Origin of the sequence: Actinoplanes sp. NPDC026619, from assembly GCF_040638295.1 — a bacterium.
GTDB lineage: Bacteria > Actinomycetota > Actinomycetes > Mycobacteriales > Micromonosporaceae > Actinoplanes.
In genome coordinates this window covers 80,236-93,596 of sequence record NZ_JBEZYA010000030.1, presented here as the reverse complement: position 1 = coordinate 93,596, position 13,361 = coordinate 80,236, and the positions used below count along the sequence as shown (strand labels likewise).

The 13,361-nt window shown below is 69.2% G+C and carries 14 protein-coding genes; 11 read left to right on the top strand and 3 right to left on the bottom strand.

Annotation, left to right across the window (positions count from 1 at the left end; all coding sequences use genetic code 11):
* Positions 1–101 precede the first annotated feature (101 nt).
* From AB0E90_RS42600 to AB0E90_RS42565, 8 genes are all read left to right on the top strand, one after another.
* Positions 102–1,241, top strand: a complete 1,140-nt coding sequence (locus AB0E90_RS42600) for a type IV pilus twitching motility protein PilT (RefSeq protein ID WP_360418024.1) — start codon at positions 102–104, stop codon at positions 1,239–1,241.
* A gap of 4 nt (positions 1,242–1,245) precedes the next feature.
* Entirely contained in the window at positions 1,246–2,478 is a 1,233-nt protein-coding gene (locus AB0E90_RS42595; protein ID WP_360418023.1) for a type II secretion system F family protein, read from the top strand.
* 112 nt (positions 2,479–2,590) lie between these two features.
* Positions 2,591–3,076, top strand: a complete 486-nt coding sequence (locus AB0E90_RS42590) for a prepilin-type N-terminal cleavage/methylation domain-containing protein (RefSeq protein WP_360418022.1) — start codon at positions 2,591–2,593, stop codon at positions 3,074–3,076.
* Positions 3,077–3,124: 48 nt separating this feature from the next.
* Positions 3,125–3,913, top strand: a complete 789-nt coding sequence (locus tag AB0E90_RS42585; RefSeq protein ID WP_360418021.1) for a prepilin peptidase — start codon at positions 3,125–3,127, stop codon at positions 3,911–3,913.
* 16 nt (positions 3,914–3,929) lie between these two features.
* Positions 3,930–4,955: a type IV pilus assembly protein PilM gene (gene pilM / locus AB0E90_RS42580; protein WP_360418020.1), complete on the top strand. Its 1,026-nt coding sequence runs from the start codon at positions 3,930–3,932 to the stop codon at positions 4,953–4,955.
* Positions 4,955–5,647 (top strand): PilN domain-containing protein, encoded by a 693-nt coding sequence (locus tag AB0E90_RS42575; protein WP_360418019.1) that lies wholly within the window; start codon positions 4,955–4,957, stop codon positions 5,645–5,647. Before pilM ends, AB0E90_RS42575 begins: the two co-directional genes overlap by 1 nt.
* A complete protein-coding gene (pilO, locus tag AB0E90_RS42570) occupies positions 5,608–6,216 on the top strand; it encodes a type 4a pilus biogenesis protein PilO (protein ID WP_360418018.1) in 609 nt (202 codons plus the stop codon). The genes AB0E90_RS42575 and pilO overlap by 40 nt, the downstream gene beginning before the upstream one ends.
* 107 nt (positions 6,217–6,323) lie before the next feature.
* Positions 6,324–6,977 carry a GntR family transcriptional regulator gene (locus AB0E90_RS42565; protein WP_360418017.1) on the top strand — a complete coding sequence of 218 codons (654 nt, stop codon included), beginning with the start codon at positions 6,324–6,326 and terminating at the stop codon, positions 6,975–6,977.
* Here AB0E90_RS42565 and AB0E90_RS42560 read toward each other — a convergent pair.
* Entirely contained in the window at positions 6,971–7,819 is an 849-nt protein-coding gene (locus AB0E90_RS42560) for an LLM class flavin-dependent oxidoreductase (protein WP_360418016.1), read from the bottom strand. The two genes, AB0E90_RS42565 and AB0E90_RS42560, sit on opposite strands and share 7 nt — an antisense overlap.
* A gap of 147 nt (positions 7,820–7,966) precedes the next feature.
* Here AB0E90_RS42560 and AB0E90_RS42555 point away from each other — a divergent pair, with 147 nt between their 5' ends.
* The 3 genes from AB0E90_RS42555 to AB0E90_RS42545 are packed head-to-tail and all read left to right on the top strand — an operon-like array spanning position 7,967 to position 10,880.
* On the top strand, positions 7,967–8,359 hold the full coding sequence (locus AB0E90_RS42555) for a response regulator (protein ID WP_360418015.1): 393 nt from the start codon (positions 7,967–7,969) through the stop codon (positions 8,357–8,359).
* Positions 8,360–8,362: 3 nt separating this feature from the next.
* On the top strand, positions 8,363–8,821 hold the full coding sequence (locus AB0E90_RS42550) for a response regulator (RefSeq protein WP_360418014.1): 459 nt from the start codon (positions 8,363–8,365) through the stop codon (positions 8,819–8,821).
* Positions 8,822–8,864: 43 nt separating this feature from the next.
* Positions 8,865–10,880 (top strand): ATP-binding protein, encoded by a 2,016-nt coding sequence (locus tag AB0E90_RS42545; protein WP_360418013.1) that lies wholly within the window; start codon positions 8,865–8,867, stop codon positions 10,878–10,880.
* Positions 10,881–10,908: 28 nt separating this feature from the next.
* On the opposite strand, the gene AB0E90_RS42540 is transcribed toward AB0E90_RS42545, so the two are convergent.
* Together AB0E90_RS42540 and mptB are read right to left on the bottom strand one after the other, a co-directional pair.
* Entirely contained in the window at positions 10,909–12,036 is a 1,128-nt protein-coding gene (locus AB0E90_RS42540; RefSeq protein ID WP_360418012.1) for a glycosyltransferase 87 family protein, read from the bottom strand.
* Positions 12,033–13,358 carry a polyprenol phosphomannose-dependent alpha 1,6 mannosyltransferase MptB gene (mptB, locus tag AB0E90_RS42535; protein ID WP_360418011.1) on the bottom strand — a complete coding sequence of 442 codons (1,326 nt, stop codon included), beginning with the start codon at positions 13,356–13,358 and terminating at the stop codon, positions 12,033–12,035. Before mptB ends, AB0E90_RS42540 begins: the two co-directional genes overlap by 4 nt.
* Positions 13,359–13,361 lie beyond the last annotated feature (3 nt).

Here is a 13,361-nt window from a genome sequence, read left to right as displayed (position 1 = left end):
CGGCTGATCGATCTCGCCCGATTGCTCCGAAATGCCTACTAAAGCGACCCCGAACGGTGCCGAATTTAGGGGCAACGTTCCGCGAACAGATTGCCGGTGCGATGTATACGACCGACCAGCCGGCGCCGCCACAACAGACGGCGCCCAAGGCGCCGCCCGCCCCCGCGTCGGGCGATCTGGCCGTGCTCAACCAGATGCTCGTGACGCTGTGCGAGTCGAAGGGCTCCGACCTGCACCTCACCGTCGGCACGCCGCCGATGATCCGGGTGCACGGTTCGCTGCGCCCGCTGCCCGGTTACGGCAATCTCAACTCCTCGGACACCGCCCTGCTGGCTCGGGCGGCCATCACTGCCGAGCAGTGGCAGGCCTTCCAGACCAAGCAGGAGCTGGACTTCGCGCACAGCATCGTGGGCGTCTCCCGCTTCCGCGGCAACCTCTACGTGCAGCGCAACTCGTGCGGCGCGGTCTTCCGGGCCATCCCGCACGAGATCAAGCCGCTCGACGAGCTCGGCATGCCGGACACCGTCTCCCGCTTCGCCCACCTGCCCCGTGGCCTGGTGCTGGTCACCGGCCCGACCGGCTCCGGCAAGACGACCACGCTCGCCTCGGTGCTCGACCTCGCCAACCGCAGCCGCGCCGCGCACATCATCACCATCGAGGACCCCATCGAGTTCCTCCACCCGCACAAGCGCAGCGTGGTGAATCAGCGTGAGGTGGGCTCGGACACCGAGAACTTCGCCAGCGCGCTCAAGCACGCGCTGCGGCAGGACCCGGACATCATCCTGGTCGGCGAGCTGCGTGACCTGGAGACCACGTCGACCGCGCTGACCGCGGCCGAGACCGGCCACCTGGTGCTGGCCACCCTGCACACGCAGAGCGCCACCCAGACGATCGACCGGGTCATCGACATCTTCCCCCCGCATCAGCAGCTGCAGATCCGGGCTCAACTGGCCGCGTCCCTGCAGGGCGTGGTCACCCAGGCCCTGGCGCCCAAGGCGGACGGCAAGGGCCGGGTGGTGATCGCCGAGATCCTCACCGCGACCCCGGCCATCCGCGCACTGATCCGCGAGGGGAAGTCGCACCAGATCCCCTCGTTCATGCAGGCCGGTGGCAGCGAGGGCATGCTCGCGTTCGACCAGCACCTGGCCGAGAAGGTGCGGGAGGGCTTGGTGACCCTGCAGGTCGCCCTCGAGCTCTGCCACTCCCAGGAGGAACTCAAGCGACTCATCGGCCGGATGTGATGCCATGCCTGTGACCAAGACATTCCACTACAGCAGCATCGACGCCTCCGGCCGCAAGGCCAAGGGCACGGTCGAGGCGCCGAACGAGGCGGCCGCGACCCAGACGCTGCGCCAGCGCGGGGAGGTGCCGCTCGAGGTCTCGGTGGCCGGTCAGGGCCTGAACATGGACCTGAAGATTCCCGGCCTCGGCGGCCGCACCAAACTGAAGGATCTGGCGATCTTCTCCCGCCAGTTCGCCACGATGACCGCCTCCGGCATGTCGCTGCTGCGGTCGCTGGCGATCATGGAGGATCAGTCCTCGGCGCCGGCGCTGAAGAAGGCGCTCGGCGAGGTCCGCAGTGACGTGTCCGGCGGCGTCTCGCTCTCGGCCGCGATGGCCAAGCACGACAAGGTCTTCCCGCGCCTGATGATCGCGATGATCCGGGCCGGCGAGACCGGCGGCATGATCGACCGCGCTCTCGAGCAGATCGCGGACAGCCTGGAGAAGGACACCGCGCTCCGCGGCAAGATCAAGGGTGCGCTGACCTATCCGGCGATCGTGCTGAGCTTCACATTCGTACTCATCGCGGCGGTCCTGATCTTCATCGTTCCGATCTTCGAAGCGATGTTCAAGAGCCTCGGCGGCGAGCTGCCGGCGATCACCCAGTTCCTGGTGGACGCGAGCCACAACATGTGGTGGATCGGCCCGCTCGTGGTCGGAGTGCTGGTCGGATCGTCGATCGTCTACAAGCAGCAGATGCGCACGAGCGCCAGTTTCCGGTTCGCGGTGGACAAGTTCAAGGTCCGGGCGCCGGTCTTCGGGTCGCTGTTCCAGAAGCTCGCCATGAGCCGCTTCTCCCGCAACCTCGGCCTGCTGCTCAACGTCGGCGTGCCGGTGATGCAGGCGCTGGCGGTGGTGGGCGAGACGACCGGCAACGAGGTCATCAACGTCGCCCTGAAGGACGTGCAGAACGCGGTCCGCGACGGCCAGCCGATGTCGTCCGCGATGCGGCACCACAAGATCTTTCCGCAGATGGTCACCCAGATGGTCGAGGTCGGCGAAGAAAGCGGTCAAATCAGTCAAATGCTTGACAAAATTGCCGATTTCTACGACCGAGAGGTGGACAGCGCGGCCGAATCCCTGACCGCATCCATCGAACCGATCATGGTCCTCGTGATGGGCGCCGTGGTCGGCGGAATGGTGGTCTGTCTATACCTCCCGATGTTCACGATTTATCAGAACATCCAGTCCAACTGAGCCTCAAGTCACGCCGCGAGCTGCCGATTTTGCGGTCACCGGATGCGCCAAGCCGGACAAATCAAAACTTCACCCCTTCCCCGCATCAACTGAGCCATGGAGGCACCCCCACATGACCGACACCATCAACCGGCTGCGCTCGAAGAAGGGCGACGAAGGCTTCACCCTCATCGAGCTCCTGGTCGTCGTCGTCATCATCGGCGTGCTCGTCGCGATCGCCGTCCCGGTGTACCTGAACTACCGCAAGGGCGCCGCCGACAAGTCAGCGCAGTCCGACGTGCGCGGCGCGGTCAGCGCGGTGGAGCAGTTCTACACCGACAACGGGAACCAGTACCCGGCCGACATCGCCGCCAACACCGCCAACGTCGACAAGGTCGCGCTGACCAAGATCACCTCGGCCACCGACGGCACGATCACGCTCTCCGCCGGCACCCGGTTCCAGTACAAGAAGGGCACCGGAACAGCCCTCGGGACCTATGTCATGTGCGCCACCAACGCCGACGGCTCGGGCAAGTTCTACGCCTACAACAGCGCCAACGGCGGCTCGGTCAAGTCCACGACCGCGGCCGACCTGGCCGGTTGCATCGCCGCCGCCTGACCCGATCGCCGAGCGGCACCCATTCATCACGAGCCCGAGGAGGAAGCCGTGCCAACTCTGCTGTTGCTCGGCACGGCCGGCCTCCTCGGGCTCGTGATCGGCTCGTTCCTGAACGTCGTGATCTACCGGGTGCCGCGCGACGAGTCGCTCGTGCGGCCCGGCTCGCACTGCCCGCACTGCGGCAACGCGGTCCGCAACCGGCACAACATCCCGGTGCTGGGCTGGCTGCTGCTGCGCGGGCGGTGCGCCGACTGCGCCGCGCCGATCAGCGCCCGCTACCCGCTGGTGGAGGCGGGCACTGCCGTGCTGTTCGTGGCAATCGCCGCGAAGTTCGGCTGGTCCTGGGAACTGCCCGCCTACCTCTACCTGGCCGCCGTGTCGATCGCCCTGGCCGCGATCGACATCGACCTCATGCGGCTCCCGGACAAGATCGTCCTGCCGTCGTACGCGGTGGCGCCGCTCCTGCTCCTGCCGGCCGTCCTCGCCGAGCACAGCTGGGCCGCGGCCGTCCGCGGCCTGATCGCCGCGGCCCTGCTCTACGCCGGCTACTGGATCCTCGCCGTGCTGCCCAAGGGCATGGGCGGCGGCGACGTCAAGCTCGCCCCCCTGCTCGGCCTCTACCTGGGCTGGCTCGGCTGGAGCTCGGTGATCGTCGGCGCATTCGCCGGCTTCCTGATCGGCGGCGTGGCCGGCGTGCTGCTGATGGCGGCCAAGGTGGCCACCCGCAAGACCCGTATCCCGTTCGGCCCCTACATGCTCGCCGGCGCCTTCCTCGCGGTCTTCGCGGCCGCGCCGATCGCGGACTGGTACGCGAACCTCATCCTCCCCACCGCCTGACTTCGAAGGGACCTCCATGGCCGGCGCAATACCGATCGGGCTGGACATCGGCTCGTCCACGATCCGTGCCGTGGAGGTCCGCCGCACCAAGGAGGGCTATTCGCTGGCCGCTTTCGGTCAGATCGGCCTGCCCCCGGGCACCGTCACCGGTGGAGTCATCCAGGACCCGATCGCGGTCACCGCGGCGATCAAGCAGCTCTGGACCACGCAGAAGTTCGGCACCAAGCAGGTGATCATCGGAGTCACCAACCCGCAGCTGGTGGTGCGCGAGATGTCGGTGGCCAACCTGCCGGCCAAGGAGCTGCGCCAGGCGCTGCCGTTCCAGGTGAAGGACGCGCTGCCGCTCGCGGTCGAGAAGGCGGTGCTGGACTTCTATCCGCTCGAGGAGCCGGGCAGCAACCCGACCGTGCGCGGGCTGCTCATCGCCACCCCCAAGGACGCCGTGCTCGCCGCGATCGACGCCGCCGAGAAGGCCGGCCTCACGGTCAAGAGTGTCGACCTGGCCTCGTTCGCCCTGCTGCGCGCCGCCTCCCGGCTGGACACCCAGGTCGAGGCGATCGTCGACATCGGCGCCGAGGTGACCAGCGTGGTCGTGCACGCCGACGGCGAGCCGCTCATCGTGCGGACCGTCCCACGCGGCGGCCACGAGATCACCGCCTCGATGGCCACCCGGCTCGGCATCTCGCCGCAGGAGGCCGAGATGGTCAAGTGCCGCTTCGGGCTGCACGGCGACGGCAATCCGGTCACCGTCGACGCCGCCAGCGAAGCGGTGCGCTCGATCGCCAGCGAGCTGCGGAGCTCGTTCACCTACCTCGCCTCGGGCGAGCGGCAGAAGCAGGTCACCCGGCTCGCGCTCTGCGGGGGCAGCGCGCTGATGCCGGGCCTCGCCGAACACCTCCAGCAACAGCTGGGCATCACCGTGATGTACGCCGACAGCGCCAGCCGGCTGCGTGACACACGTAAGGGGCGGGAGGGCGGATTCGACAGTTTCGTGCCGTCGGCCGCCGTATCGATCGGCCTGACCCTGGGAGCGGCAGCCTGATGAGCACCAGCAGCACGGCCCTGATGCCACTCGACCCGGCGGTCTCCCCCGACCACGCGATGCGGATCCTGCCGATCCGCGCGAACCTGCTGCCCCCCGAGGTCACTTCGGGACGCAACGCCCGCCGCACCCGATTCCTGCTGATCGGCGCGGTGGTGCTGGTCGTCGCCGTGATGGGCGGCTGGTATGTCCTGGCCGACAAGCAACGCGACCTGGTCTCCCAGGACCTGACCTCGACGACCGAGCAGGCCGACACGATCCGGAACACCATGCGCACCAACAAGGAGTACAGCCAGGTCACCACGGTGATCAACGACCAGACCGCGATCACCACCGATCTCACGACGGTGCTCGCCAAGGATCTGCCCTGGTACACGCTGATGGACACGATGCGCAGCGCGGCGAGCAAGAAGGGCGGGACGCTCACCTCCGTCTCCGCCACCATGACCGACGACACCACCGCCGCGTCCACCGGCACCGTCGGCTCGCTCCAGATCGCCGGCACCGCCAAGGACAAGGCGGCCGTCGCCGACGTGATCGACGCGCTGGCCGGCGTCGACGGCGTGACCGACGTGTTCCTCACCGCGGCGAGCGCGGACAGCACCAACAAGTGGGCCTTCACGATCACCGCCGCGGTCGACAAGGACTACGTGTGCGGCCGGTTCAGCACCAAGACCTGCGGGAGCAAATGATGGGTGCGCGGCAGAACAACCGGCTGTGGCTCCTCGGCGGCGTCGTCGCGATCGTGGTGATCGTCGTGGCCACCTTCCTCCTCGCGATCAAGCCGATCTACACCGAGAAATCCGACCTCCAGAGCCAGTCCGCCGACCAGGACCTCCAACTCGTCGAACTCAAGCATCAGCTGAGCGACCTCCAGGCCAAGGCCAAGAACATCGCGACGTACGAGGCCCAGCTGAAGGTCAAGCAGGCGGCACTGCCGGAGAACTACGACCTACCGGCCTACCTGCGCTCCCTGCAGACCTCGGAGAAGTCGGTGACCGTCAGCGTCAACGCGGTCGGCGTCAGCGCCGCCCAGGTGATCACCGGGTCGACCACGGTCTATTCGGTGCCGATCACGCTGACCGTGACCGGCCCGCCGGCCAACATCAGCAAGGTCCTCAAGCAGTTCCAGACCGCGCAGACTCGGGCCGTGCTGATCACTTCGGTCGACCTGAACATCGCGTCGAGCACGTCCGCCACGGCCAACATCGTGCTCAATGCGTTCTGCCGCAAGAGCGAGACGTGCAAGGTCGCCAGTTAGGCAACCGCCCAGACGGTAGTCTCGCCGCGCGGGGTCGGCGACCATGGGTTCAGCATGCCCGGCGGTGCGTGCGGCGGCATCCGGTCACCGTGAGTACGCTGCCGGGTATGTCTTATGCGGTCCCACCGACCCGCACCGCGGCCGTGGTCCGGCAGCTGCGCAACGAGATCGTCACGGGCGAGCTGCCACCGGGCACGTTGATCAAGGATGCCGAGCTGGCGGCCCGCCTCGGCGTCAGCATCACGCCGATCCGCGAGGCGATCGCCCAGCTCTCCGTCGAGGGCCTGATCGACATCGCGCCGAACCGGGCCCGGCACGTCACCCGGGTGACCCAGAAGAACGCTCTCGAGCTGATCGACGTGATGAGCGTGCTGGCCTGCGCCGGCTTCGAGTGGGGGGTCGACAACCTCACCGACACCCACCTCGACCTGATGCGGCAGCGGCAGAAGGAGTTCGTCGAGGCGCTGCGCTCGGGCAACGTGCTTGCCGCCAGCGCGGCCGGTGCCGACTTCAGCACCACCGTGATCCTCGCCAGCGGCAACCGCGAGCTGCAGTCCATGGTGGATCTGGTGGTCGCCCGCACCATGCGGATCCTCGCGATGACCGCCGAGAGCAACCTGTGGAAGGTGTGGATCGAGGGGCACGATGCGATCATCGCGCTGCTCGAGGCGGGTGACCGGCCGGGCGCTCTGGCCCGTTACCGGCAGATCTACGTCGAATATCGCGATCGGGTGGAGCACGAGCTCTTCGAAGATCAGTAGGCGGCCAGGATCTTGGGGATGGCGTCGATCGCCGGCCGTCGCACCGCGAATCGGGTGATCCCCCACCGCTGCCCGACCGTGCGCAGCTTCGCGATGATCTCGTCCTGGGTGCCGGCGAAGACGAACGGCGCGGCGGCCAGGTCGGCCTCGGTCTCCTCCATCTCGTCCTTGGCCCACTCGGCGTACTTGGCGCCGGCGTCGTCGGTGACCTCGAACCTCTGCACGAGCGCCTCGATCGGCTTGTCGCCGCACAGCTCGACCTGCATGTCGACCTGATCCTGACTCCAGCGGGTCTGGTGGCTGTGCCCGTCGTCGAGCGTGCGGCCGAGGCCGGAGAGCCCGATCAGGTCGGCGTGCCCGGCCGCCCACTGCAGCAGCCGGGTGTTGCCGCCGCCGATCAGCAGCGGGACCCGCTCCTGCACCGGCCGCGGCTGCTCCAGGCCCTCCCCGGCCAGCGCGGCCATGGTGTGCCCGGCGACCGCGATGCAGTGGTCGACCCGGGCCCGCACGCCCGGCCGGACCTTGCCGACCGCCGCCCACTCGGCCGGGGTGTGGCCGGCGCCGAGCCCGAGAACGGCCCGGCCGCCCGAGACGACGTCGAGGGTGGCGACGTCGGCGGCCAGCAGGATCGGCTCGCGGACGCCGGCGTTCGACACGTACGACCCGAGGCGGATCTTCGTGGTCACGGCGGCGGCCGCGGCCAGCGACACGAACGGCGTGGCCCGCGCGCCCGGATGATCGGGCACGTAGAGCGACTCGAAGCCGATCTCCTCGGCCCGGCGGGCGAGAGCCAGCCACTCGGCGGCGGTGGTCGGAAGGGCCTGCAGCGCGAAGGTCACCATCGGTCGATCCTCGCCGATGTCCGCCCGATCCTTCCACCCCGTTTCGCCGCGGGCGTAGCTCGCTCCCGGGATGCAACCGAAATCTCGTTCATGGCTCACCCGACGCGGACGATCAACTCGCTGTCAGCCCCGGGAAGGAGTCCCCCGATGAACGAGAACCTGATCCTCATAGCCGAGGACGACGGCGACGTCCGCGACATGCTCGCGTTCGCGCTCGAGTCCGCCGGATACCGGACGGTCGCGGCCAAGGACGGCAACACCGCCCTGCGCATCCTCACGGTGGCCAAACCGGTGGGGCTGATCACCGACGTACGGATGCCGGCCCTGAACGGCATGGAACTCTGCCAGTTCGCCCGGCGCAGCCCGGAGATCCGCGACACCGCGATCCTGATGATCTCCTCGAACGCGCACGCCTACGACGTGGACGCCGGTCTCGGCGCCGGCGCCGATCGCTATCTGCCCAAACCGTTGTCGCCGCGTCGCCTCGTCGTGGAGATGCAAGACCTGATCACCAACCGTCGCTCGCCAAAGAGGGGTTAACCGATGACGACCGCAGTCTTCACCGAACCGCAGGCCGACGAGTTCACCCGTGCGCTCATCGGGAGCCCGATCGCGCCGCCGCCCTCCTCGACCATCCTGATCGCCGACGACGATGACGACATCCGTGACGTCATCGCGTTCAAGCTGCAGGTGGCCGGCTTCCGCACGCTGAGCGCCGACAACGGGCGCTCGGCGCTGAACATGGCGGTCGAGAGCCGCCCCCGCATGATCATCCTGGACGTGAACATGCCGCAGATGGACGGCTACAGCGTCTGCTACGAGCTGCACGCCCGGCCGGAGACCGTGCAGATCCCGGTGCTGATGATCAGCGGCAACCAGCGGCCGGAGGACGTCGACCGCGGTTTCGCCATCGGCGCCGACGACTACCTGCCGAAGCCGTTCAGCCAGATCGAGATGCTGCGCCGGGTCAACTGGCTGCTCATGGCGTCCGGACGACCTTGACGTTTTCCTGAGCCATTCCGCCCGAGCTGCCGAAAGGGCTGACATGTCCGACACGTTGAGCCGATCGCTGCGCCGCACCCTCGGTTTCACCGTGCTGTACCTGCTCGCCACGTACGCCGGGCGGCTGACCGTGATGGACGCCAGCAACCTCAGCCTGGTCTGGCCGGCGGCCGGTGTCCTGGCGGTCTGGTTCACCGCGCAGCGGCGGTCGCCGTGGCGGTGGGTGGACGCGGTCGCGCTGTCCGCCATCACCATGGCGGTCAACATGGCCACCGGCGCATGCGCCCGGACCGCGGTCGTGTTCATGCTCGCCAACCTGGTGCAGGGCATCTTCTTCGTCCGGCTCTTCGACCGGTGGCTGCCCCAGGTGTGGATCTCCGGCGGGCCGCCGCTGACGCGGCTCGCCGAGTTGTGGCGGTTCATCGCGGCCGCGGCGGCCAGCACGGTGGTGGGCGCGGGCCTCGGCACGGCCGGGATGTGGCTGGTCACCGACCATTTCTCGTACGAGTCGGCGCTGGTCTGGCTGGCCCGCAACACAGTCAGCATCCTGCTCATCGGGGTCGGCTTCCGGCGGATCGCCTGGCTCTGGCACTCCCGGCGGCAGCGGACCGGACCGAGCGTCTGGTCGCAGCTCGGCCCGGCCCGGCGGATCGAATACATCGCCCTGGTCGCCGTCTCGATGACCGCCTACGGCCTGGTCTTCACGCTGACCGACGGCGCGCCCCTGGTCTTCGCGCTGATCGGCCTGACGATCTGGGCCGGCCTGCGGATGCGCACCAGCTTCGTGATCCTGCACGACCTCGCGTTCGGCACCGTCACCATGCTGTTCACGCTGAACGGCATGGGCCCGTTCGCCGAGCTCGAATCCAACGCGATGCGCGCCCTGGTGGCGCAGGTGTTCGTCGGCATGGTCGCGGTGGCCGGCCTGGCCCTGGCGCTCGGCCGCGACGAGCGGGCGGCACTGCTCGAGCAGTTGCGCGAGTCCGAGAAGACGGCCGTCGAGCAGGCCAGCACGATGACCGCGATCTTCGACTCGATGGCCGAGGGCGTCGGCGTCATCGACGAGGACGGGCGCCTGCTGGTCCGCAATCCGGCCGCCACCCGGCTGCTCGGCGTGGCCAGCGCCGACGGGCGGGTCCGGGACAACCGGTTCTACGGCCTGTTCCACCCGGACGGCACGCCGCTGGCCGAGGACGACTTCATCTACCGGCAGATCTTCGACGGCCGCTACGCGGAGCCGATCGACCTGCTCATCCGCAACCCGGCGGTGCCCGAGGGCCGCATCGTGCAGATGAGCGGCTCCGAAGTGCGCGCCGCCGACGGCCGACGGCAGGCGGTGATCGTCTTCCACGACGTGACCGCCGACCGCCGGCACCGTGACGAGCTCGCCTCGTTCGCCGGGGTGGTGGCGCACGACCTGCTCAACCCGCTCACCACGATCGAGGGCTGGTCCGAGGCGCTCGCCGACGACCTGGGCGGGCCGCAGGGGGACAGCGTGGCCCGGATCCAGCGGGCCGCGACCCGGATGCGGAACATGATCAACGGACTGCTCGGCTACACCACCGCGCGGGACGCGAGCCTGTCGCCGGCCGCGGTCGACCTCAACGACGTGGTGGGCGACATCGCCACCGCGCGGCTCGACCAGGCGGCCGGGATGTCCGCGCCGATGCCCCGCTTCGAGATCGACGACCTGACCGCCGTCGACGCCGATCCGGTGCTGACCAGGCAGCTGCTGGAGAACCTGATCGGCAACGCGATCAAGTACACCGCGCCGGGCGTGGTGCCGCGGATCGCGGTCTCCTGCGAGCCGGCCACGGACGGGTTCGTCCGGGTCAACGTCGACGACAACGGCATCGGGATCCCGGCCGGGCAGCACGAGGCGATCTTCCAGAACTTCCATCGGGCGCACACCGGCGCGGGCTATGCCGGCACCGGCCTGGGCCTGGCGATCTGCAAACGGATCGTGGAACGGCACGGCGGCACGATCACCGCGGCCGGCAACGACCGCGGCGGGTCGCGCATGACGTTCACCCTGCCGCTGCCTGCTTTGAAGCCGTGAAATACGCCGGCTGCCGGTGTTGCGGTTGTCAGCTTTTCTCGGCGTACTCCCCGATTCGGGTTTTCTCTCTGGTGAGGGTGAGAAATACCGCGATGCTCAGCCACACGTAGGTGTTGCTGCCGGGGAAGGCCGGCCAGCCGTGCGGGTGTGCCCACCAGATCCAGACGATGCTGCTGCTCATCAGCACGAAGCCGGCGCCGAGCGTCGCCAGCAGGCGGCGGTCCCGCGTGCGTAGCGTGCGGTCGAGCAGCAGAAACAGGCCGGGGATCAGCCACACCAGGTGATGCACCCAGGTGATCGGGCTGATCAGGCAGGCGACCACGCCGGTCACCGCGAAGCCGGCGGCCGGGCCGGGCTGACGGGTGCGGACCCACCAGCACCAGTACGCCACGATCAGCGCCACCCCGGCCAGCCACCACATCGACGGCGCGTCGAGCCGGGCCAGCACGCCGCGCAGGGACTGGTTGGAGACGTAGTAGAGGCGGCCGATGCGGCTGGTGTCCCAGACCGCGTCGGTCCAGAACGCGCGGGAGGCGTCCGGGGCCACCAGCAGCGCGAGGATCGTCACCGCGGCGCAGGTGATCGCGGCGGTGGCGGCGGCCCGGTAACGGCGGGCCAGAATCAGGTAACCGATGAAGATCACCGGCGTCAGCTTGATCGCCGCGGCCAGGCCGATGCCCACGCCGGCGAAGCGCTTGTTGCGCAGATCGCTGCCGACCAGCACCAGGAGCAGCAGGTTCACCTGGCCGTAGCTGAACGTGTCGCGGGACGGCTCGAACACCAGGAAGCCCAGGAACATCAGCGCGCACGGGGTCCAGACCGGCCAGCCGCGGCTCTGCAGGATCGGCACGAAATACCACCGGATCAGCAGGATCACGGCGACGCAGTTGAGCACGACGCTCGCCGCCACCGCGACCGGCCACGAGGTGATCGCCAGCGGGCTCATCGCCAAGCCGGCAAACGGCGGGTAGGTGAAGCCGTACTCGGTGCCCTGGTAGCGGTAGTCGTAGAGGTCGCCGCCGTCGATCAGCCAGTAGTGCACCGCACCCCGGTAGACGCCGAGATCGAAGAAGTGCCGGAACGTCGGGACGGTCGCGAGGAACACCGCCACGGCTATCGCCGCAACGACGACGAAAGCCTTGGATCGAAAGATCATCGCAGCGCCTTCACCGGCATCACCACGAGGCGTACGACGAGGAACGCGGCCACCCCGATCAGGCCGCCCAGCACCGCCAGCAGCAGGCGGTCGGCGTCCGCGGCGAAGCCGTCGGGCAGCACCACCAGCACCAGCACCGCGCAGAAGCCGGCCAGCACGCGCCGCACGACGTGGTTCGCGACCACCGCCGCCAGCGGGGCCAGGCCCCACACCAGGTACCACGGTCGGATCGCCGGGCCGAACAGCACCACCGCGGTCAGCACGATGCCGAGGCAGTAGACCGGCCCGAGCCGGGCCCGATAGGTCCACACCACGCCGGCCACCACGACCATCGCGAGCAGCCCCGCCCACCGCCACGCCTCGGCGGCCAGGTGCGTGCCCAGCAGACCGGCCGTCCACCGGCCGAGCAGGCCGGTCAGCGACCAGTTCTCGGTGTTGATCGGGGTGGCGAGGGCGCTGATCCAGCCGTAGCCGGTGCCGGCCACCGCGGTGATCGCCACGGTCGCGGTCACCGCGGTCGCCGCCACCTTCAGCAGCACCCAGCGGCCGTTCGCCCAGATCGCCACGATCGCGAACAACCCGAGCGCGGCCGGCCACTTGACCAGGGCCGCCGCCACCACCAGCACCGTTCCCAGAATCGGCCGCTGCCGCACCGCCGCGGCCAGGCCGGCCGCCAGCAATCCGACCATCAGGGCGTCGTTGTGCGCGCCACCGACCAGGTGGATCAGGACGAGCGGATTGAGCAGGGCCAGCCAGGTCGCGCCGTTCGGGCTCACCCCGGCCGAGCGGGCCAGCACCGGCAGCGCCCGGGCCAGCAGCACCAGGCCGGCGACCGCGACCAGCCGCATCGCGATGATCCCGAGCAGGAGATGGGCGCTGAGCAGGCCGGCCACCGCCCGGGCGACCAGCAGGAACACCGGGCCGTACGGGCTCGGGGTGTGCTGCCAGATGTCCGGCACCTGGTCGGCGACCTCGCCGCCGAGCAGCGCCGGCCCGTGCTGGTAGACGTCCATCCCCGAATCGATCATCAGCCCCTGCGCGAGGTAGCTGTAGACGTCCCGGCTGAACAGCGGCGGCGCGAGCAGCAGCGGTGCAGCCCACCACGCGAGCGTGCCCCAGTGCGACTGCTCCCGGGCCACCCGGCCGTACCACCACCAGGCGAGGACGAGCAGCAACAGTCCGGTGTAGACAGACACGATCCCGAGCTGGGCGTGCCGGCCGGAGGCTCCGATGGGGAGCGCCCCCGCACCGAGACCACCCACCGCGATCAGGGTCGATCCGGCGAATCCGACGGCGCGCGCCGAGGTGTGATCTCTGAGCACGGC